The 20,376-nt window shown below is 37.3% G+C and carries 19 protein-coding genes and 2 pseudogenes; 7 read left to right on the forward strand and 14 right to left on the reverse strand.

Annotated features, from left to right (window positions below; translation table 11 throughout):
* Nucleotide 1: 1 nt before the first annotated feature.
* Together OVA16_RS02345 and OVA16_RS02350 are read right to left on the reverse strand one after the other, a co-directional pair.
* Nucleotides 2-1,312, reverse strand: a complete 1,311-nt coding sequence (locus OVA16_RS02345; RefSeq protein ID WP_267763312.1) for a UDP-glucose dehydrogenase family protein — start codon at nt 1,310-1,312, stop codon at nt 2-4.
* 209 nt (nt 1,313-1,521) lie between these two features.
* Nucleotides 1,522-2,469: a capsular polysaccharide synthesis protein gene (locus OVA16_RS02350; protein WP_267763313.1), complete on the reverse strand. Its 948-nt coding sequence runs from the start codon at nt 2,467-2,469 to the stop codon at nt 1,522-1,524.
* Nucleotides 2,470-2,626: 157 nt separating this feature from the next.
* Between OVA16_RS02350 and OVA16_RS02355 the strand changes: the two genes are divergently transcribed.
* Together OVA16_RS02355 and OVA16_RS02360 are read left to right on the forward strand one after the other, a co-directional pair.
* Nucleotides 2,627-3,658, forward strand: coding sequence for a hypothetical protein (locus tag OVA16_RS02355; RefSeq protein ID WP_267763314.1), 1,032 nt, complete (start codon nt 2,627-2,629; stop codon nt 3,656-3,658).
* A gap of 27 nt (nt 3,659-3,685) precedes the next feature.
* Entirely contained in the window at nt 3,686-4,636 is a 951-nt protein-coding gene (locus tag OVA16_RS02360; RefSeq protein WP_267763315.1) for a glycosyltransferase family 32 protein, read from the forward strand.
* On the opposite strand, the gene OVA16_RS02365 is transcribed toward OVA16_RS02360, so the two are convergent.
* Genes OVA16_RS02365 through OVA16_RS02375 form a run of 3 tightly spaced genes read right to left on the reverse strand, consistent with a single transcriptional unit; the run spans nt 4,611 to nt 7,208 of the window.
* On the reverse strand, nt 4,611-5,414 hold the full coding sequence (locus tag OVA16_RS02365) for a glycosyltransferase family 2 protein (protein ID WP_267763316.1): 804 nt from the start codon (nt 5,412-5,414) through the stop codon (nt 4,611-4,613). The genes OVA16_RS02360 and OVA16_RS02365 overlap by 26 nt on opposite strands.
* Nucleotides 5,405-6,199, reverse strand: a complete 795-nt coding sequence (locus OVA16_RS02370) for a glycosyltransferase family 2 protein (RefSeq protein WP_267763318.1) — start codon at nt 6,197-6,199, stop codon at nt 5,405-5,407. Before OVA16_RS02370 ends, OVA16_RS02365 begins: the two co-directional genes overlap by 10 nt.
* 16 nt (nt 6,200-6,215) lie before the next feature.
* Nucleotides 6,216-7,208, reverse strand: a complete 993-nt coding sequence (locus OVA16_RS02375) for a Stealth CR1 domain-containing protein (protein WP_267763320.1) — start codon at nt 7,206-7,208, stop codon at nt 6,216-6,218.
* Nucleotides 7,209-7,383: 175 nt separating this feature from the next.
* Between OVA16_RS02375 and OVA16_RS02380 the strand changes: the two genes are divergently transcribed.
* Complete coding sequence (locus OVA16_RS02380; RefSeq protein ID WP_267763322.1) at nt 7,384-8,364, forward strand: glycosyltransferase family 92 protein; 981 nt, start codon at nt 7,384-7,386, stop codon at nt 8,362-8,364.
* A 4-nt stretch (nt 8,365-8,368) separates the two neighbouring features.
* Here the strand turns inward: OVA16_RS02380 and OVA16_RS02385 are convergent, their stop codons facing one another.
* The 3 genes from OVA16_RS02385 to OVA16_RS02395 all read right to left on the reverse strand — a co-directional run bounded on the left by OVA16_RS02385 (nt 8,369) and on the right by OVA16_RS02395 (nt 10,963).
* Complete coding sequence (locus OVA16_RS02385) at nt 8,369-8,980, reverse strand: HAD family hydrolase (protein WP_267763324.1); 612 nt, start codon at nt 8,978-8,980, stop codon at nt 8,369-8,371.
* Nucleotides 8,980-9,990, reverse strand: a complete 1,011-nt coding sequence (gene hemH, locus OVA16_RS02390) for a ferrochelatase (protein WP_267763326.1) — start codon at nt 9,988-9,990, stop codon at nt 8,980-8,982. The genes OVA16_RS02385 and hemH overlap by 1 nt, the downstream gene beginning before the upstream one ends.
* Nucleotides 9,991-10,114: 124 nt before the next feature.
* Nucleotides 10,115-10,963 (reverse strand): 4-hydroxy-3-methylbut-2-enyl diphosphate reductase, encoded by an 849-nt coding sequence (locus OVA16_RS02395; protein WP_267763328.1) that lies wholly within the window; start codon nt 10,961-10,963, stop codon nt 10,115-10,117.
* Nucleotides 10,964-11,059: 96 nt separating this feature from the next.
* Here OVA16_RS02395 and OVA16_RS02400 point away from each other — a divergent pair, with 96 nt between their 5' ends.
* Nucleotides 11,060-12,016 (forward strand): Fic family protein, encoded by a 957-nt coding sequence (locus tag OVA16_RS02400; protein ID WP_267763329.1) that lies wholly within the window; start codon nt 11,060-11,062, stop codon nt 12,014-12,016.
* Between the two features lie 33 nt (nt 12,017-12,049).
* On the opposite strand, the gene OVA16_RS02405 is transcribed toward OVA16_RS02400, so the two are convergent.
* Entirely contained in the window at nt 12,050-12,538 is a 489-nt protein-coding gene (locus OVA16_RS02405) for a phosphoribosyltransferase family protein (RefSeq protein WP_267765330.1), read from the reverse strand.
* 143 nt (nt 12,539-12,681) lie between these two features.
* On the opposite strand from OVA16_RS02405, the gene OVA16_RS02410 reads away from it, so the two are divergent.
* The gene (locus tag OVA16_RS02410; RefSeq protein WP_267763330.1) at nt 12,682-13,404 is read left to right on the forward strand and encodes a head GIN domain-containing protein; all 723 of its coding nucleotides are present in this window, start codon (nt 12,682-12,684) and stop codon (nt 13,402-13,404) included.
* A 228-nt stretch (nt 13,405-13,632) separates the two neighbouring features.
* Here OVA16_RS02410 and OVA16_RS02415 read toward each other — a convergent pair.
* The 4 genes and pseudogenes from OVA16_RS02415 to OVA16_RS02430 all read right to left on the reverse strand — a co-directional run bounded on the left by OVA16_RS02415 (nt 13,633) and on the right by OVA16_RS02430 (nt 16,341).
* Nucleotides 13,633-14,042 (reverse strand): annotated as a pseudogene (locus OVA16_RS02415) (hypothetical protein).
* A gap of 3 nt (nt 14,043-14,045) precedes the next feature.
* Nucleotides 14,046-14,606: a hypothetical protein gene (locus tag OVA16_RS02420; protein WP_267763331.1), complete on the reverse strand. Its 561-nt coding sequence runs from the start codon at nt 14,604-14,606 to the stop codon at nt 14,046-14,048.
* Between the two features lie 48 nt (nt 14,607-14,654).
* A pseudogene (rlmD, locus tag OVA16_RS02425) lies at nt 14,655-16,086 on the reverse strand (23S rRNA (uracil(1939)-C(5))-methyltransferase RlmD).
* A gap of 144 nt (nt 16,087-16,230) precedes the next feature.
* A complete protein-coding gene (locus OVA16_RS02430) occupies nt 16,231-16,341 on the reverse strand; it encodes a phenylalanyl-tRNA synthetase subunit alpha (RefSeq protein ID WP_267763332.1) in 111 nt (36 codons plus the stop codon).
* Between the two features lie 229 nt (nt 16,342-16,570).
* Here OVA16_RS02430 and OVA16_RS02435 point away from each other — a divergent pair, with 229 nt between their 5' ends.
* Together OVA16_RS02435 and OVA16_RS02440 are read left to right on the forward strand one after the other, a co-directional pair.
* On the forward strand, nt 16,571-18,991 hold the full coding sequence (locus OVA16_RS02435) for a heavy metal translocating P-type ATPase (RefSeq protein WP_267763333.1): 2,421 nt from the start codon (nt 16,571-16,573) through the stop codon (nt 18,989-18,991).
* 73 nt (nt 18,992-19,064) lie between these two features.
* Entirely contained in the window at nt 19,065-19,274 is a 210-nt protein-coding gene (locus OVA16_RS02440; RefSeq protein ID WP_267763334.1) for a heavy-metal-associated domain-containing protein, read from the forward strand.
* A gap of 135 nt (nt 19,275-19,409) precedes the next feature.
* Here OVA16_RS02440 and OVA16_RS02445 read toward each other — a convergent pair whose 3' ends face one another.
* Nucleotides 19,410-20,306 (reverse strand): glycerophosphodiester phosphodiesterase family protein, encoded by an 897-nt coding sequence (locus OVA16_RS02445; protein WP_267763335.1) that lies wholly within the window; start codon nt 20,304-20,306, stop codon nt 19,410-19,412.
* Nucleotides 20,307-20,376 lie beyond the last annotated feature (70 nt).

Here is a 20,376-nt window from a genome sequence, read left to right on the forward strand (position 1 = left end):
ATTAGCTTACAATTTTGCGGCCGATACTGTTGTAGTAATATCCTAAATCAATCATTTTCTGCAGATCGAAAAGGTTACGTCCATCAAAAACTACTTTGTTTTTCAGCACCTCTTCCATTTTATCGAAATCTGGATTACGGAACACCGACCATTCCGTTGCTATCAGCAATGCATCTGCTCCTTCGAGTGCTTCATATTGGTCATTGGCATAATTGATTTTATCGCCAAGCAAAGCCTTTACATTTGCCATTGCTTCTGGGTCAAAAACAGTTACTTCTGCGCCTGCCGCCAATAAATCATTAATGATATACAAAGCTGGAGCTTCTCTAATGTCGTCGGTTTCTGGTTTAAAGGCCAAACCCCAAAGGGCAAATTTCTTGCCTTTTACATCACCTTTAAAATATTGAAATGCTTTATCCGTTAAAATCGTTTTTTGCTTTTCGTTTACGTCCATTACCGCTTTCAAAATCTTGAAATCGTATTTATGCTCAACGGCAGCTTTTTCTAAAGCTTGTACATCTTTAGGGAAACAGCTTCCTCCGTAACCAATACCCGGGAACAAAAATCTCTTACCAATCCTGTCGTCAGAACCAATTCCTTTACGCACCATATCTACATCTGCACCTACAATTTCGCAAAGGTTGGCTACTTCGTTCATGAAAGTAATTTTAGTTGCTAAGAAAGAGTTGGCAGCATATTTTGTAAGTTCAGAAGAACGCTCGTCCATGTAATAGATTGGGTTTCCCTGACGTACGTAAGGTGCATACAACTCTCCCATCAACTTTTGTGCTTTCTCACTTCTGGTTCCAATCACTACGCGATCTGGCTTCATAAAATCTTCCACAGCTACACCTTCACGCAAAAACTCTGGATTAGAAACTACATCAACCTCCACATTTGTATGTTCTTTGAAAACCGCAGCTACTTTATCGGCTGTGCCAACTGGTACGGTAGATTTATTTACGATAACCTTATATTCTGTAATTAGCTTTGAGATGTCTTTAGCTGCACCTAAAATGTAAGAAAGATCTGCAGCGCCATCACCACCTGGAGGAGTGGGCAATGCCATAAAAATAATTTGGGCATCTTTTATACCTTCTGCCAAATTGGTGGTAAACGACAATCTGCCCTGTGCAATGTTACGGTGGAAAAGCACATCTAAACCCGGCTCGTAAATTGGCAATTGCCCAGCCTTCATTTTGTTTACTTTTTCTTCCACAATATCAACACAGATGACGTTGTTTCCGGTTTCCGCCAAGCAGGTTCCGGTTACCAATCCAACGTAACCAGTGCCAATTACAGCTATTTTCATATCGTTATCAATTTTTTATTTTGGAGCGAATATACCAAAAGTTGAGCAGAGTGTTTAAACTATGAGTTACAGTTTTTGAGAAAATATAACAATAATTAAATGATATACACTAAAGCGTAAATGAAGTGGGAACTGCTACAGGAAAGTGAAGCAAAAAAGCAGATAAAAATGCAGGCATGAATGTGCAGGGCTAAGCTATATTTAACAAATTAACTCTTATTTCCTTGCTGGAGCTGGTCTGCCACTGCTACCAAGCTATCAAGCCTAGCTATTTTCTTATCGTCAAAATAAGTCAATTTGTGAATATTTACCCTCCTCAAAAGTTCTGGCAACGGCATGTAATCGTTTCTGTCTACCAAAACCCTCAAAATATGAGGCAAAGTATCTGACACGACTGAACATTTTAAATTTTTCAACTCGCCATTTATCAATTCGTTGTATAAGATTTGAAAGAAAAAGTAGTTGATGATTTTATCTTGCGTTTTCCAATAATGTAAGATGAGATCAAGCATGGCAGCTATTACAATATTACCTTTTTTTGCAAAAATGATACTGTTCAGCATTTTCACTTTGTAACGAGGGTTCCAGCTCCAATAACTGGTATGAGGCCCCGCCCAAAACGATTGATTAGGCTCGTCGTCACTGCGTTGAAAAACGAAGTAGTCTTGCTCTGTAAACTCTTCTTTCAGAGGAGCCGTAAGTAAAATTGTGGCGTCTAGCCAAACCCCTCCGTAAACATGTAGCAAGGCGAGCCTAAGTAAATCTGAAAAGAAAACTCTACCGAACTTAGGCTCACCATTTTCTTGCCAAACAAAGCCTGGAAAATCTAAGTATTCTCTGATATTGTCATCGTTCAAGCGGATAACTCGATAGTCGCCCTTATATTTATCTACAGAATCAAAACAACGTTGCACAACAGCTGGCAAAGGTTCTCCGTTGTCTAGTTGCCCCCAATACTGCCAAATGACTTTGCCACTAATTTGTTTTTTAGGCACTAAAGCATTTTTTTCGATTTGGCCATTAAAATAGGCAGTAACGATGGGATGCCAAAAGTTAGCTACACGCTGATGTTTGCGTGCTACAATTTGATCTCTGATTAACCACCAAATTTTATTAGGTATTGATTTAAGATCGAAATAGCGCTGCTGTTTACCCATGTTTTCCTTTTTTAACATTGCGCCAATTGCGCAACACCAACTATACAACGGTTATGTTGCCACAAACGTAGATAATTTTCTTTTATTTGTACCGAAACAGTAGGTATTTATGTAGTTTTATCGCTTTAAAAAGCAGAAATAAGAGAGATACTACGTCATGTTAAGAAACGAATTTAAGGGCAAAACTATTCTCATCGCGGTTCCAGACTTCGTGGGCTTCCCCGAAGGATTTAAGCTGGGCTTGGAAGCTTTAGGTTTCGAAGCACATATTTTGCTGAATTACGAATACTCAAAAATAGGGTTCAAGAATACATTAATACACTTATACAATAAATTTGCCCTTAGGAAAAAAAACTTCAAGAAAGAAAAGAGGAGGCAACTTGATTATGCTAAACAGCTTGCAAATTTTGCAAAATCAACAATTGACCATTTTGATTTCGCCCTATTTATTAGACCAGACCTTTTCTCAATAGAACTGATTAACCTTGTTAAAAGAAAGGCAGATAAGTTAGTTGCATACCAATGGGATGGATTAGATGTTTATCCGGAAGTATATAAAAGAATTGAGTTATTTGAAAGATTTTTCGTTTTTGATGTAAATGATTTGATAAAATATCAAAACGTACTGCCAATAACAAACTTTTACTTTGACAATATTGAAATAAGTAATATTGATATCGATGCCTATTTTGTTGGATATTACAAAGAAGATAGAATTGAAAGCTTGCTGTTATTAGCTAGAAAATTTAAAAATTTAGGCCTAAATACATCAATAAACATTTGCGTAAATTCATCTAAACAAATTTCTTTACTGAAAAATGAGCCTGTTAAGATATTATATAAACAGCTTACCTTCAATGAAAATATTACAAATATCGCACGCTCTAAAATATTACTGGATGTTGCAAATATAGTTCACTCTGGGCTTTCGATGAGGCCTTTTGAAGCCTTGGGCTACAAGAAAAAGCTAATTACCAATAATGCATTGATTAAAGAATACGATTTTTACAGACCAGAGAACATTTTTGTCATACAAGACAACAACCTAGATGGCTTAGAACAATTTATATCTACGCCGTACAAAGATTTGCCAGAAGAAATTTACAAAAAGTACAGCTTTACAAACTGGTTAAAATATGTAATGGATGTTAATCCTCATATACCTATACATTTCCCTGAAAAACTATAAAAAACTGATAGTAAAAACAAGCTGATAATGAAATTTAAACTTAGCCATCGCCTAAGGCTTTACTTCGACTTCTTGAGGCATAGCACACCACGTTTTGATGGAAGGGTAAAACATTTTATTTGGGGATATGGAAAAAAATCTGATGCTAATGACAGCATCCCTAAAGTAATCTGGCTTTACTGGAATGAGGAGAAGGTAAACTCGGCAACTGTTCAGTTGTGTATAAATATCATCAAAAACTTACATACAGACCACGAAGTTCATTTGCTTCATAGAACAAATCTTTTAGCTTTCCTACCTAACTTTCCTACAGAGCTATTTGGAAAACCGTCTAACTTCGTTTCGGACATGGTTCGATTGATGCTCTTAGAACAACACGGAGGAATTTATCTTGATGCTACCGTGCTACTTTCCAAACCACTTAACTGGGCTTTGGAGCTTCAGCAAAAAGACTGTTCTGAAGCGGTGTTGTATTATGCAGATGAGAATACTCGCGATGAAAAATTCCCTATGGTAGAAACTTGGTTCATCGCCGCGTTGCCGCAATCAACATTTATTAAAGCATGGCGAGAAGAGTATCAAAACTGTATGCTGAGCGCTAATTCAGATACATATTACGATAACAACGACATATTACCACTAAGCAATTTCCCTTTAGATGCTACATATTATACATCGTATATGGCAGGACAAATTGTAATGCGTAGAAGCCAGCAATATAGACTTAGTTTACTTAGAGCAGAAGACGATGCATTTAATTATGGGCTAGGCTTTAAGAAAAAGTGGGATGAGGTTGCCATGGCAGATGTATTATTATTCAATAAAAAAGCTGATTTTCTTCCCAACGTTGTCAAATTAATTCGTTTTGACAGACGACGACTAGATTACTATATTGAACGAAAGTTTTACAAAAAACATTCTTGGCTAGGCGAGCTGCTGCAAAAGCAAAATTTTAACGATTATTCCAAAGATTTTTAACTTTCCACCATTTATAAGCTAACATGCCCGAGTTTACTCCTGGTATAGTGAAATTGTGTTTACGAGCAAAATCGAGCATGCTTGCTTTTGCATGAAGCCAATCTTGATGCACCTTTTCGCGATGCGCCTTATTAGCTTTAGTCATAATAGAATTTTCACGCTCGTAATATGTGTAATCAGCTTTTGGTACTACTACCATCTTTTCTGCAAAGTAAACTGCTGGCAAAGAAAACACTAAATCCTCTATAAACCGTCCCTCTTCGAAATGCAGATTATGCTTTTGCAGAAACCCTGCACGAAACAAATACCTCCAAACATAACCCCACCTGCCTACATAAGTAACCCTTAGCTTTTCTTCAGTATCAGAATAGACTTTGCATTGTTTAAATCGAATAGTTTTATGGCGAAACTTTTGATTAACCATTCCTCCACAAGCTAGATCAGCATTGGTTAACACCATCGCTTGAACCATCTCTTGGTAATAATCATTATTAATCATATCATCTACATCCATAAAATGAATATACTTTCCAGTAGCAGTTTTAACACCCAAGTTTCTGGCAGCAGAAAGACCTCTATTTTGTTCTAAACAAATAACTTTAACAGGGTATTTTTTAGCAATAATTCCAGATTGATCTTTAGACCCATCATCAACTACTATGATTTCGAGCTTCTTGTACGACTGATCCAATAGCATCTCCAAACAAGATTTCACGTATTGGTCTCCATTATAAACAGGAACAATTACCGACACTAAAGGTGTTGCATCTATTTCCATATCCATTTTACCACTTTTCGCAAAACATAAGCAGTACGTCCAGTATCTAAACCCGGAATTTTAATATTGTGCTCCTTACAAAATGCAGCCCTGTAAGCCTTGGTATGATTATGATCTTCACGACGTTTTTTGCGATGGGCTTCATCTTTTCTGGTCATGATAGAATTTTCTCGTTGATAGTACAGATATTCTGCACCAGGAACAACCACAACCCTTTCAGCATAAAAAACTGCAGGTAAAGAAAACATCAAGTCTTCAATAAACCGCCCTTCTTCAAAGCGCAGCTTGTGTTGCTTCAAGAAATCCAAGCTAAATAGGTAACGCCAAACGTAACCCCATTTACCTACAAAGGTAGCTTTTAATTTATCATTGGTGTCAGTAAAAACTTCACGTTTTTTAAAAAGCCAAGTCTTGTAATTTTTAGTTTCATTTATCATTCCACCACAAGCAATGTCAGCTCTCATTTCTGTAATAGCCTCAACTAACGCTTTATAGTAATCCAAATTAATTTCATCATCTACGTCCATAAAATGGATGTATTTGCCTTGAGCCGCATCTATTCCCGTGTTTCTGGCAGCAGACAATCCGCGGTTTTGATCATGGCGAATTAACTTTACAGGAAATTCTTGCGCAATTGCCGCCGAATTATCAACAGATCCATCATCAACCACTATAATTTCCAAGTTCTTGTAAGATTGATTGAGCATCATATTGATACAGGCTTTAACGTACTGTCCGCCATTATAAACTGGAATAATTACAGAAACCAAAGCGTCTTCTTTCATTTACCAAAGTTTGATTTTATAATTCAAAATTAGATTTTTCTGGCAGTATACTATTAAAAGCATCTTCTACCCTAGCCATGGTTTGCTCGTAATTTCTCATGTGCTCATTATCGTTAATACAAACCAAAGAATACGCCTGTTCTTTGATGGCTTTTATGGCTTTTTCGGTTTTGAATAATAAAGGAAACATCTTTGTATTTTGGTAAGTATTGTAAGCATTGAAGTTCGATTTACAAATCTGCCAAGTCCTGAAAAGCTCTTGTGTATAATCTTTCGGACTGCGGAACTTATGCACAGACATCGCTTTCAATTCATCACCTTCTTTATCCCAAACTTCCTCAAAAGTTGCTTTTAAATAGGGTTGTGCATTATGAGGCGTTCTAAGGGTGACGAATTTATCGTAAAAAGACAGTCGTTTGGTTAGCTTGCCCCTACTTCCATAACTCTCATCATACCACTTATCTCTGTCTCGTTTCAACACCTCTTTTTTATCGAAATGTTTGTTAATCAAACGAATGTTGTTCTTCAAGCATTTACTCCATAGCGATAAGCCAAAATTCAACCTAAAGGCTGCAATATCATTTGGCAATCCATTTTTAAAGAAACGCTCTTCTGTAATGTGGTTGGTAATAAAAAAATCATCATTAAAGTACACAAAATGCTCTACTAAGTTTGGAATTTTATGCAGATAAATTTCTATTAAGCTAGAATTAAATACAGGAAGGTATTCTTTTGGAATATAGTCTTCGTGGTTTACTAGTACTAATTTCGGATGTGCCGTATTTAACCATTCCGGACGTTGTCCACAGGTTACAAAATGAATTTTACGCACCCAGGGAGCGAATTTCTCCACGCCCCTAAACCAATATTTCAACAGACCATGGTCGCGAAATCTGGCTTCAGAAACTTCGTTTTTCGTATTGTCTATCTTACCAGAATACTTTGCGAAATCCTGCTTCCATTTTGGGTCGTTCATGTCTACCCAAGTAATTACAAAGTCTATTTCCATACAAAGGATAAAGGTAATGAAAATCGTTTGAAAGATGCTAAACGGCCAAACTTTGTTAATATCCTAGCGATGTAATATTTGTTTAAAGCTATACGCCTAACATATATGCTTCTAAAGTTTCGTTATCTTTGGAGAAAAGATTTACAGGGCCAAGATACCGTAACTTCGTAGCAAAATGAACAAGACAATTGTAGCCATATTAACCGCATTTATCCCCAATAAAAAAAGTAAGGAAGCGTGGAAACATAAATTGACTAAAATTGATCTTGGCAGCATGGTTAACAAAGGTATTGCCGAACTTATTGCGGGTGTGATCCCTCATAAAATGACTAGAAACCAATGGCGGGGAATTTTGCGATACGGAGTTTTTAAAGGCTTGAGGTTACGATATTTCTTAAAAAAGCACAAATACATTACACCAGAACACTACCTATCAATTTGTGCCATTGCAAAAAACGAAGGGCCGTATTTTGAAGAATGGATAACTTGGCATCGAAATTTAGGAGTAGAAAAATTTTATATCTACGACAACGAGAGCACCGATAATACGAAAGAAGTTTTGGAACCCTACATTAAGGCTGGACTTGTGGAGTACACCTTTTGGCCAGGAATGAAGCAGCAATTGATGACCTACGACCATTGTTTGGAAAAGCATCGTTTGCATACGAGATGGATTGCCGTGATTGATCTTGATGAGTTTATCGTCCCTATAAAAGATAAGTCCATACCGGATTTTCTAAAACGTTTTGAAGAATTTGCGGCAGTAGAAATCAATTGGCTGGTATATGGTAGTGGCGGTGCCAAATACAAAGAAAAAGGCAAGGTGATGGAACGATTTAAGAAACACTCGAGGCCAGAGGAGTGGGCTAACAGACATGTAAAAAGCATTGTTGATCCTCGCCGGGTATTTTCTTTTATTGGATGTCACGAAGTAGCAAGATCTTCGGGAAAAACAGCAGATCCGCATGGCAATGTGGTAACGCAACACTTCAGAGATCGCGAACCACAGCAAGACGTCATTAGAATAAATCATTACGCTGTAAAATCTTACGAAGAATTTCTACAGAAGCGTTCTCGCGGAAGGGCTAGAGCACTAGAACAACGCGATCTGGGTTATTTCGACTGGCTTGATCTAAATGATATAACTGAAGAATAAACCTTTACAGTTTATCTATCCTTACCCAATCCATGCCTGCAGCAATAGCACCTTGTACACCCAAATCTGCATCCTCAAACACCATACATTTCTCGGGTGCCACACCCAAAGCTTCGGCTGCAGCTAAAAATGGGTCTGGAGCAGGCTTTCCTTTTGGAGTTTCGCCAGCACAAACCATCACATCTATCAAATCAATTAAACCCAAAACGGTTAGCGTTTTGGTCACTGTTTTTCGGCTACCACCAGAAACTACCGCTATTTTCACTTTACCAACATGATTTTTTAAATGTTCGGCTACGTAAGCAATGGGCTGTGTTTTTTCTATATACTTATCGATAAAAATTTGAGATTTCTCACTAGCAAAGGTTTCTGGTAGCGTAATACCGTATCGTTTTGTAATTTCATTGGCAAAAATTGCGGTTGGCATTCCTGCAAATTCATCAACCATGTTTAAATCTAAACCGATGCCGTAGTTAGCTGTAACTTCTTGGTAGGCCAACTTATGCGCCAGCATATTATCGGCTAGTGTACCATCACAATCGTACAAAAATGCTTCGTAATCGCTTCCAGTTCTTAAGGTTAATGCTTCTAATTTTTCTAAGTCTTTTTGTTCCATTATCTCGACATCTCCGCTAAAGCTTCTATAAATCTTGGATCATCATTTAAGCTTTCTACTAATTGTACATGCTCGCCACCCAATTCTTTAAATTCTTCTTGATACTCTACGGTAATTTCGTAAAGTGTCTCTAAACAATCAGCTACAAACGCCGGACTAAAAACAAGCAATCGTTTTTTACCTTCCGCTGCTAACTTTTTTAAGGCATCGGTGGTATATGGTTGTATCCAAGGTTCCTTTCCTAAACGAGATTGGTAGCAAACCGAGTAATCTTCGCGAGCCAAACCTAACTTTGCCGCAAGCAGCTTAGCCGTATGATGACATTGAGCAGAGTAACAAAACTTATTTGCATCATTATAATTATCGCAGCAGTTGTTTACTTTTAAACAGTATTTTCCTGTGTGATCGGATTTGGTCATTTGCCTTTGGGGCAAACCGTGAAAGCTGAACAGCACATGATCGAAGTTCTCCACGCCATGCTTTCTTGCGTTATCTGCAAAAATCTCCAACATCAATTCATTATCATGAAAAGAATTTACGAAAGATATTGGCGGTACTGTTGGCCATTTGCTAATCAATTCCATTACCAATTGTAGCACAGAACCTGTACTTGCAGAAGCGTATTGAGGAAAAAGAGGTATCACCTTAATGCTGCTTACCAACCCTTTTTTCAACTTCTCTAAGGCATTTTCAATAGATGGATTTTGATAGCGCATAGCCAATTCTACTTGGTACTCGTTACCTAATTTTTCTTGAAGCATTTGAGCTTGAAGCTTGCTGTAGTACAACAACGGAGAACCGTTTTCGTCCCAAATTTCCTTGTACAGCTTGGCTGTTTTTGGACTACGAAAGGGCACGATAATGCCTTTTACCAATAACGTTCTATTTAGCTTGGGGATATCAATTACTCGTTCATCCATCAAAAACTGATCAAGATATTTTCTTACATCTTTAACTTCTGGACTATCTGGAGTTCCCAGATTAACTAGCAATATACCTTTTTTAGCCATTATTTGTGTTTTGTCGCAAATATAATGTGATTTACGATTTTAGAGGTACGATTTTAGAGATTAAGACAGAAAGCAGACAGAACAGTTCTCAGTTTCAGTTCAAGAGCAATTAAACGCCCAACAATTATAAGCTTTCCAGTTGAGTTTTCACTTGTTCCATTAACCACATCGGTGTTGATGTTGCACCGCAAATACCAATCTTATCTTCAGGTTCAAACCAAGTTTGATCAAGTTCTTCTAAGTTAGAGATGAAGTAAGCATTGTTATTATATTTTTTGCACACATCATAAAGTACCTTACCGTTTGATGATTTTTTACCCGATACGAAAACAATTTTATCAAAGTCTTTTACAAATCTTTCCAACTCATCATAACGATTAGAAACTTGCCTACAAATGGTGTCATTTGCTTTTACTTCGTATCCTCTGTTAATTAGCTCTTCTTTTATTTGATAGAATTTATCTACGCTTTTGGTAGTTTGGCTATACAATGTGAATTTACTAGGCAAATCAACATTATCCAATTCGGCAATATCCATAAATACCGTTGCTTTGCCATCAGTCTGCCCCTGCAAACCAATTACTTCGGCATGGCCATGTTTGCCAAAAATCAGGATCTGTTCGCCATCATCATGTGTAGCTTTAATGCGGTTTTGCAATTTCAGCACTACAGGGCAAGAGGCATCAATTAAGGTAAGGTTATTGGCTAAGGCCAGCTCATAAGTAGAAGGCGCTTCGCCGTGAGCCCTAATTAGCACTTTCTCGTTGTGTAGTCCTTTGAGTTGATCATGGTCGATAATCCTGAGGCCTTTGGCTTTTAACCGTTCTACCTCCTCATCGTTATGCACAATATCGCCCAAACAATATAAATATTCTTCTTGGTCTAAGATATCTTCGGCCATATCGATGGCGTAAACTACCCCAAAACAAAAACCTGAAGACTTATCGATAGTAACTTTTAAATTATAGCTCATGATGATTACCTAACAAAGGTACACAGAAGAAGTTTAAATTGAGAAAAATTTTTAATATCGGAAAAAATTAATAAATTTGTTAACGATATTAACAAGATGTGGGATTTTAATTTAGATGATTTATTAGAATTACAGCCACACATAGACAGGCTGTACGAAAAAAAAGCAAAGATTGACCAATCGAGACCTTTGCCCAACTCTGTATTGCACAAAATTAAGGATCAACTTAGCTTAGAATGGACCTATAATTCTAACAGCATTGAGGGCAATACCCTCAATCTTCACGAAACGCAGCTTATCTTAGAAGAAGGCATTACGGTAGGCGGTAAATCTTTACGAGAGCATTTTGAAGTGATAAATCATGAAAAAGCAATAGATTACCTTTACAGCTTGGTAAATCCTGATTATACTTTAAGAAGCATTGATATTTTAAATCTGCATAGCTATATCTTAAAAAACATTGAAGACGAATATGCAGGTAGGCTTAGAAATGGAGGCGTACGTATTGTAGGTGCCAATTTTACACCGCCAAGCGCCAAGAAAGTTCCAGATTTGATTGATGAGCTTATTCTTTTCGTAAATGAAAATGAGCTTAAGGTGGACGATCTAGTATTAGCCACATTGTTTCATCATAAATTAGTTTGGATACAACCATTTTTTGATGGCAATGGGCGTACGGTTCGCTTAGCCATGAATTTACTTTTAATGCGGAAAGGATTTCCTCCAGCTATCATCCTTAAAAATGATAGAAAAAAGTATTACGATGCATTGAACCAGGCGAACAATGGCAATTATCATAAGCTTTGTTTAATGACGCTACAAGCGGCAGAACGTTCGTTAAATATGTACATTAATGCCATGCCGGGCAACAGTTACGATGATTACGAACCTATTTCTACTATTGTTTCTGAACTTGATTTTCCTTACGGGCAAGAATACATCAGCCTGTTGGCTAGAAAAGGAAAAATTGATGCTTATAAAGAAGGCAAAAATTGGGTAACCACCAAAGAAGCCATTAAAGAATATGTAGCAAAAAGGAAAAGAAAAAGGTAGCTTTTTTATAGGCTACCTTTACATTATACTTTACTAGCTTAAGTAAACCCTATCTTCTTCGCCCTCTACATCCATAATTACATCTACGTGTTCTTTAAGTACGGTGGCCAATTCTAGGCCTACAAAATCTGTGGCAATTGGAAATATTTTATGGCTTCGATCTACTAAAACTACGGTTCTAATTTTCTTGTGAGGTGTGTTTAAAAATACTCCTAAACCATAAGCCAGGGTTTTGCCGCTGTTTAAAACATCATCTACCAAAATAATGACTTTATTTTTCCAGTTGTTTTCTGGCAAATCGGTTTTTGCCACTAATTTGCTGCTTTGCTTCTCTAGGTCAATGCGCAGCAAGGTAATTTTAAAATCTGAAATTTCTTGCAACGTTTTTTGCAAGCGTACAGCCAGTTTGTAGCCTCTATCCCAAATTCCGGCAAGTATAATTTCTTTCTCTTCAATATTATCTTCTAATATCTGATAGGCAATTCTATTGATCTTTTGCTGGATTTGCTTGCTGTCTAAAATAAATTACTTGATTTTGGGGCATCTTTCTGAGATTTATTATACAAAAGAACGACTTTAAGCCTCAATATCAAACATAGATTTTTTTTTGTTGCTGGTGCAACGTTTTTATAGTTGCAGACGTCTAATATAAAAACCATAATCAAATGACACCAATATCAACCATCAGCAAGTTATTCGTTATCATTCTATTTTCAATTTTCAATTTAACATACATGCCTTTGTTTGCGCAATCGAGCAAAACTGTAGCCGTGAGCAGCTTCAGCGGAATTGGCGTGAGTAGTGGCATCGATCTTTATTTAACGCAAAGCGGAAAAGAAAGTGTAGTGATTAAAGGAGATGAAGACGTAATTAAAGATGTAGTAGTTGAACAAAAGAACGGCAGTATTTACATCAAATACAAACAAGGAATTAGCTGGTCGAAAATGTTTAGGGGCCGGAAAATTGAAGCGTATGTTAGCTTCAAGAATTTGACAGTGATTTCGGCAAGTGGCGGCAGCGATGTAGAAACACAAGGCCCAATTAAAGCTGCCAACATTATTTTGGAAGCAAGTGGCGGTTCGGACATGAGCTTGAACCTTACTTGCAAAGATGTAACTATTAGCATTAGCGGTGGAGCGGATATTTCCTTAAAAGGATCAGCAGAAAACATGATGCTAAATGCTAGTGGAGGAAGCGATTTAGACGCTTATGATTTTAAAGTGGACTACGCACAAGCGAATACCAGCGGCGGAGCAGATGCACATCTTTATGTATTGAAAGGATTAACGGCCAACGCAACCGGCGGAAGTGATATCACTTACAAAGGAAGCGCTGCTTTAAAGAAAGTATCGAACTCTAAAAGTGCAGATATTACACACGTAAATTAAGCCACCAACCTATCCAAAGGGAAGGCTTTATTTAGAATAATACAATCTGAGAACCAAAGTTAGCGGAACGGAGATTTGGGAGGCTATCGCTAGCAAGCAGCTTATTTCGAGCTCATATTATAAAGAAAAACTTAGTTTAGTTAATAGTTAAGTGCCAATACCGCGGATGCAGTATTGGCCTTTTTATTACATCACTTCTTAAATTAGAATGAAGTTATTTTGATATTTTTATTTCTTAGAATAAGGATAGAAGATGAAATTCGCTCCCTCTGGTACAATTACAAAAACGCACATATAATCTTCTGGTTTCTTATAATTTTTAAGGAAATGTTCTTTTTTTCGGGCTTGATAATGCCTTTTTCTACAAACTCTTCTAAAGTAGAAGCCTGTATGGTCCAATTGGTGTTCAACTCTTCTCTGTTCAAGATAATTTCTCCCAACTTTACTTCGTGTTGGTGTGCAATAAATATTGGGGTAGCCGAAATGCCTTCTACCATAATTTCTACTGCTACTTCTTTAATAGACTCTGTGTAAAACTCCAAGTCTTTTTCCAAGCTCAACAAAGGGCTTTGCTTTTTCTCTTCTTTTTGCTCGCCCCCATTCGAATTTAATCCGCCTAACAATTCTTCAGATTCCATATCTTAAAACTTAATCTCGCTTTTATTAATTATAAATTTATCATCTGCTAAACTATCTGTAAGCAGGTAATATTTATTTTCTTTTTCCTCTAACCGTTTAGCTAAAGGATACTCATCAGCACAATAGTACATGCTGCCTTTTTTTACTAGTTTCCAAGCATTGTCCTTAAGGCTAAAGAGATTAATGCTCGACCAACAACTGCTAAACCACTCTGGTCGCAATAATAATTCTGGCATGTTGTCGCCATCTAAATCATCAACAAGAAACAAATCTGCTCCGATAGCTTGTTTAAAGTTTAAAGCTGGCCATTTTTTATTGCTGAACAGCACATTGATTTCGAACATGCTATTTTCTTGCAATGTAGGATTTTGCGCTACTTTCGGTTTAATTACAAATGCGGTATCTTTTTCGCTAACCAGCAAAGTGTCTACCAAAACACTATCCGAATTAACCATAAAAGTTCTGGTTTGCACGTCTACATTTTTTATATCGCTTTGCGCTTGCTTGTTTCTACAGGCTAAGGCTGTCACAGCTACAAGCAACAAAAAACAATATCGTTTCATCTTTACCATAACGCTCTGGATATTAATTTACGCTGAAACAGAAAGAACTTATTTAAGTTTTAGTAGAACCACATTTTCTACGTGTTGTGTATGCGGAAACATATCTACCAGCTTTAATACGAACCACTTCATATTTTTCGGTTAATAAAGCCAAATCTCTAGCCTGTGTTGCAGCATTGCAACTTACGTAAACAATCTTTTCGGCTTCCATTTCTAGCAATCGGTCTACTACATCTTGGTGCATACCGGCTCTTGGTGGGTCGGTAATTACCACATCTGGTTTGCCATGTTCTGCAATAAATTCTCTGGTTAGGATATCTTTCATATCGCCAGCATAAAAGATGGTATTATCAATTCCGTTCAGTTGCGAATTGAATTTCGCATCTTCAATAGCTGATGGCACATACTCTACACCAACCACTTGCTTTGCACTATGAGCTACAAAATTAGCGATGGTTCCTGCTCCGGTATATAAATCATAAACCAGCTCATCGCCTTTTAAATCTGCAAATTCTTTAGTGATGCGATACAGTTCGTAAGCTTGTTCAGAGTTAGTTTGATAGAATGATTTGATACCGATTTTGTATTTCACAGTTTTGCCATTACCTAAAGGCATTTCCTCAAAAATATGATCGCGACCTGCATAGGTAATTACCTCTTGATCAAAAATAGTATCGTTCTTTTTATGATTTACGATGTACTGCAACGAAGTAATTTCAGGAAAGGTGGTTTTCAGAAAATCCATTAAACCATCTATTTGCGCTTGCTTGGCATAAGCAAAAACAACGCCCACCATAACTTCTCCAGTACTCGAAGTACGGATAATTAGGTTACGCATTTCGCCTTCGTGGTTACGCAAATCGTAAAAGCTTAAATTGTTCATCAACGCATAATCACGAACTTTTAGACGAATTTGGTTACTTGGATCAGCCTGTAAATAGCAATGTTCTATGTCCAAAATTTTATCAAATCTGCCTGGAACGTGAAAACCCAGCGCATTCATCTGCCTACCTTCGGCTTCTTCGGCCATATCTGTAGCATCCAACCAACGTTTGTTAGAAAAAGTATATTCTAATTTATTCCTGTAATATTGATTTTGATCTGAGCCTAAAATGAGCTCAATATTGCTTACATCTACTTTACCCAAACGTTGCAAAGCAGACTCGACACTTTTTTGCTTGTAAGTTAATTGTGCACTATACTGCATGTGTTGCCACTTGCAACCGCCACAGGCACCAAAATGCTTGCAAAATGGTTCTTGTCGCAAAGCGGATGGGGTATGCAAAGTTTCAATAACCGCTTCTGCAAAATTTTTCTTCTTCTTTACCAAACGTACATCAACTACATCGCCAGGAACGGCCTTATCAACAAAAACCACCAATTGATCGGCTTTGCCCAAACCTTTGCCCTCTTCGGCAATATCAATAATACTTAAACCAGAAATTCTGATAGGCTCAGTATTTTTTCTTTTTCTGCTCATTGCCGCAAATATACGACGATTATTTAATGATTGAGTTTTGAATGATTAATGAATAAATAGCAGCGAAAGCAGATAAAAGTATAAGCATAGCGATAGCAATCAGGCAGGAAACCTGGAGCGCAAAGTGAAAATCAGCGATGTAAGTTAACCTTCAAAAATGCTTAGAATTAATCCTAAAACACCATCAGCAAGATTAAAATTTACGTCGAACTGTTCGTCTACTCTTACAGAAATCTCTAACACTTCTTGACTCATAATTATAATGCTACCGCCGCAAATCTAACAAATTTGAACCAAAAACCAAATCGGTATAATGTTATTTTTATGTTAATTAAAATTAGCTACAGATACACAGATTACTTTTTTACGATAGTATGAAATCTAATAAAATATATCTGTGCCTAAAAACATATAAATATTCTTAGAAATGATGTAACGTACTTAGAACCGCCTCAAAGTAATTTTGTATCATCAAATAAAGATTATGGAAAACGAAGGCCTAATATATATTCCGTTAGAAAATGTAGATAGCGAACATTGTGCGCTTATTGTTGATAAAGGTTTGGCAGAAATTAAAGAGATCAATTCCCACAGCGTCGAACTGAATAACCATAGAGCCGTTGTTACTGCAAAGAAGTATCCTGAAGAAGCAGTGCAAATGGCAGTGAAACAGATTAGAGACTTAGGCTATAACGTTACCACCGTAAAACAAACATTTCCAGTTACCAATATGTCTTGTGCTTCTTGTGCGGCAAACACAGAAGCTACATTGAATAATCAGGTTGGTGTAGTAAAAGCTGAAGTAAATTATGCCAATACTTCAGCGAAAGTAGAATACATTCCGAGTTTGGTTACGGCACAGCAATTAAAGGAGGCGGTACAAGCCGCAGGTTACGATTTACTAATCAATGATAGTAACGAAGCCAAAGAATCATTAGCTAATATTAAAGCCAATCAATATCAAGCATTACGAAAAAAAGTGATTGGAGCTTTAATTCTAGCGGTTCCACTCTTCGTAATCGGAATGTTTTTCATGGATATGCCTTACGCAGATTACATCATGTGGTTTTTATCTACCCCTATGGTTTTTATTTACGGCAAGCAGTTTTTTATCGGTGCTTGGAAACAGGCCAAACATCGTTCTGCGAATATGGATACCTTAGTTGCCATCAGTACCGGAACAGCCTATTCCTACAGCGTATTCATCACACTCTTTCCAGAATTTATGCATCGAATGGGCATCCATTCTCATGTTTATTTTGAGGCGGCCGGGATTGTGATTGCCTTTATCCTTTTGGGTAAACTTCTTGAAGAAAAAGCAAAAGGAAATACCTCGTCGGCAATTAAAAAACTGATTGGTTTACAACCAAAACATTTTACTATAGTTCATGATAACGGCCACCAAATGCAAGTTGCTATTAGTTCAGTTAAGGTTGGCGACATCCTTTTAGTGAAACCAGGAGAGCGCATTGCTGTAGACGGCGCTGTAGTTAGTGGTAGTTCTTACGTTGACGAAAGCATGATTAGTGGAGAACCTATTCCAATATCAAAAACCGAAGGTGCTGAGGTATTTGCTGGCACCATTAACCAAAAAGGCAGTTTCCAATTTAAAGCCGAAAAGGTTGGCAGCGATACTATATTGGCCCACATTATTAAAATGGTGGAAGATGCGCAAGGCAGCAAAGCGCCCGTACAAAAATTAGTAGACAAAATTGCGGCTGTATTTGTTCCTGTGGTAATGGGTATTGCTGTTTTAAGCTTGCTACTTTGGGTATTTTTAGGCGGAGATAACGGTTTTAGCCAGGGCATCGTTGCTTTTGTAACCGTGTTGGTTATTGCCTGCCCTTGTGCTTTGGGCCTGGCAACGCCCACTGCAATTATGGTTGGTGTAGGCAAAGGAGCCGAAAAAGGCATCTTGATTAAGGATGCCGAAAGTTTAGAACTGGCCAAAAAAATAAATGCGATTATCTTAGATAAAACAGGAACTATTACCGAAGGCAAACCAAAAGTAACCGCTGTAAAATGGTTCGAAAATTTTAGCGAGCAACATCAAAACATTCTTTACAGCATCGAGAAATCATCTGAGCACCCCTTGGCAGATGCCATTACAGAATATCTAAAAGATGATGCGCAATTCTTAAACGGCATTGCTATAGAAAACATCAGCGGCCAAGGCATTGAAGGAAAATATGAGCAAAAGACTTACATTATAGGAAATGAACTTTTAGCCGCAGAAAGAAACATTGAAATATCTGCAGTAGCTAAAAATTGGATTAACCAGCAACTTGAAGCAGCACAAACGGTAGTTCTTTTCTCTGACGATAAAAAAGTATTGGCAGCCATTGCAATTGCCGATCAAATTAAACCGACTTCGAAGCTAGCCGTACAGCAATTGCAAAAAGAAGGCATTACAGTATATATGCTTACTGGCGACAATGAACAAACTGCCAAAGCAGTAGCGAGCCAAGTTGGTATTACAGAATTTAGCGCAAACGTATTACCTGCCCACAAAGCCACTTTTGTTAAAAACCTACAGCAGAATGGTAAAGTTGTTGCCATGGTTGGCGACGGCATTAACGACAGCACTGCACTTGCACAAGCAGATGTAAGCATTGCCATGGGCAAAGGAAGTGACATAGCCATGGACGTAGCAAAAATGACCATTATTTCTTCTGACTTAGCTAAAATTCCTAAGGCTATACAACTATCAAAAGATACAGTGCAGGCTATTAAACAAAACTTATTTTGGGCATTTATTTACAACATTATCGGCATACCCATTGCGGCTGGTATATTATTTCCAATTAATGGATTTTTATTAGACCCTATGTGGGCCGGAGCAGCAATGGCGTTTAGTTCGGTTAGCGTGGTAGCAAATAGCTTGAGATTGAAACATAAAGGTTAACTGGTTAATTGCTTGAACTGGTTAACTGTTAACAACACTTTTTAATTTTCACTTTAAAATTTTTACTTAACAAATGGATACTTTAAAATTTAAAACAACAATAAACTGCGGCGCATGTGTTGCCAAAGTTACACCTGTACTCAACGAACAAGAAAACGTAAGCAACTGGACGGTAGATACTGAAAACCCCGATAAGGTATTAGCTGTCGAGGGCGAAAATATAGACGAAGCTGATTTAGTGAAATCTTTATCTAAGATTGGCTATAAAGCTGAGAGGGTTTAGATTTTCGTCATTTCGAACGAAGAATGAGGAGAAATCTAGCATAATGCAGTTCTAAGTCGTTAGATTTTACTTCGTAGAACTTCGGTTCTCCTCGTGAAAAACTCGTTCGAAATGACTAACTATTTAAAGTTTGTGCTATTTTATCTCTGCCATTAAATTAGGATAATCGGTTACAATACCATCTACGCCTAAGTTTTTAAGATAAACGATATCTTTAACCGTATTAACCGTCCACGGAATAATTTTAATGCCCGCAGCGTGGCACTTATCTACTAGCCCTTTACCTACCAAAGGCATATATGGGCTGTAAATTGTTGGGTTAAAACCTAAAGCTTTAATGTTATTTTCAAAATCTTCTTTTTCATCAATTCCTAAAGATGTCGCAATTTCGGGATATTTTTCGTGTAGATATTGTAGACTCCGGATATCGAACGAGTGAATGGTTACCCGTTTTTCTAATTTCTTCGCTTTTACGATTGCCATAATTAGCTCAACAAATTCTTCGGGACTAGGCTGAAACTCTCCATCGCCATTACGGATTAATTTGGTTTCGATATTATAATGAGGTTTAGTCATTTTCTTTCGCTTTGCGGCAAAAAATTCAACTTTATCAATTAAATCAGTAAGCAATGGTTTTTCTACCCTAAACTTCTCTTGGTATGGAAAACGGGGATTGGGCTTAGAACCTACATCAAACTGTTTAATTTCATCGTAGTTCATTTGGTAAATATTAAAACTTTTTTGGTTTTTAAGCGTGATTTCTTTGCCATTTGGCGCAGTGCTAATAACATAATTAAAATAGGGTTCTTGCGATACTACCACCTGCTTGTCTTTCGAAATTACAACCTCCATTTTTAGTGTTGTTGCACCATTCTCCAAAGCTTTAATCATGCTTGGAATGGTGTTTTCTGGCATTAAGCCTCTTGCTCCACGATTGCCTTGTACTTCGAAAACCGACGTTACCTTTTTTTGGGCAAAAGAAGCGGAAACAGTTAGACCTAGTAATAAAAAAGAAAGGATAATTTTTCTCATGACATCTGGATTAGCAACACTTAATATGAAGGATACTTACAAGTATAATAGTTTTACTCAAAAATAGGGA

This window comes from Pedobacter sp. SL55, assembly GCF_026625705.1.
Classification (GTDB): domain Bacteria; phylum Bacteroidota; class Bacteroidia; order Sphingobacteriales; family Sphingobacteriaceae; genus Pedobacter.

Bases quoted from the DNA above. Each gene is read 5' to 3' on its own strand.
- OVA16_RS02345 (WP_267763312.1), bottom strand. From the start codon at position 1,312: ATGAAAATAGCTGTAATTGGCACTGGTTACGTTGGATTGGTAACCGGA.
- OVA16_RS02350 (WP_267763313.1), bottom strand. From the start codon at position 2,469: ATGGGTAAACAGCAGCGCTATTTCGATCTTAAATCAATACCTAATAAA.
- OVA16_RS02355 (WP_267763314.1), top strand. From the start codon at position 2,627: ATGTTAAGAAACGAATTTAAGGGCAAAACTATTCTCATCGCGGTTCCA.
- OVA16_RS02360 (WP_267763315.1), top strand. From the start codon at position 3,686: ATGAAATTTAAACTTAGCCATCGCCTAAGGCTTTACTTCGACTTCTTG.
- OVA16_RS02365 (WP_267763316.1), bottom strand. From the start codon at position 5,414: ATGGAAATAGATGCAACACCTTTAGTGTCGGTAATTGTTCCTGTTTAT.
- OVA16_RS02370 (WP_267763318.1), bottom strand. From the start codon at position 6,199: ATGAAAGAAGACGCTTTGGTTTCTGTAATTATTCCAGTTTATAATGGC.
- OVA16_RS02375 (WP_267763320.1), bottom strand. From the start codon at position 7,208: ATGGAAATAGACTTTGTAATTACTTGGGTAGACATGAACGACCCAAAA.
- OVA16_RS02380 (WP_267763322.1), top strand. From the start codon at position 7,384: ATGAACAAGACAATTGTAGCCATATTAACCGCATTTATCCCCAATAAA.
- OVA16_RS02385 (WP_267763324.1), bottom strand. From the start codon at position 8,980: ATGGAACAAAAAGACTTAGAAAAATTAGAAGCATTAACCTTAAGAACT.
- hemH (WP_267763326.1), bottom strand. From the start codon at position 9,990: ATGGCTAAAAAAGGTATATTGCTAGTTAATCTGGGAACTCCAGATAGT.
- OVA16_RS02395 (WP_267763328.1), bottom strand. From the start codon at position 10,963: ATGAGCTATAATTTAAAAGTTACTATCGATAAGTCTTCAGGTTTTTGT.
- OVA16_RS02400 (WP_267763329.1), top strand. From the start codon at position 11,060: ATGTGGGATTTTAATTTAGATGATTTATTAGAATTACAGCCACACATA.
- OVA16_RS02410 (WP_267763330.1), top strand. From the start codon at position 12,682: ATGACACCAATATCAACCATCAGCAAGTTATTCGTTATCATTCTATTT.
- OVA16_RS02420 (WP_267763331.1), bottom strand. From the start codon at position 14,606: ATGAAACGATATTGTTTTTTGTTGCTTGTAGCTGTGACAGCCTTAGCC.
- OVA16_RS02430 (WP_267763332.1), bottom strand. From the start codon at position 16,341: ATGAGTCAAGAAGTGTTAGAGATTTCTGTAAGAGTAGACGAACAGTTC.
- OVA16_RS02435 (WP_267763333.1), top strand. From the start codon at position 16,571: ATGGAAAACGAAGGCCTAATATATATTCCGTTAGAAAATGTAGATAGC.
- OVA16_RS02440 (WP_267763334.1), top strand. From the start codon at position 19,065: ATGGATACTTTAAAATTTAAAACAACAATAAACTGCGGCGCATGTGTT.
- OVA16_RS02445 (WP_267763335.1), bottom strand. From the start codon at position 20,306: ATGAGAAAAATTATCCTTTCTTTTTTATTACTAGGTCTAACTGTTTCC.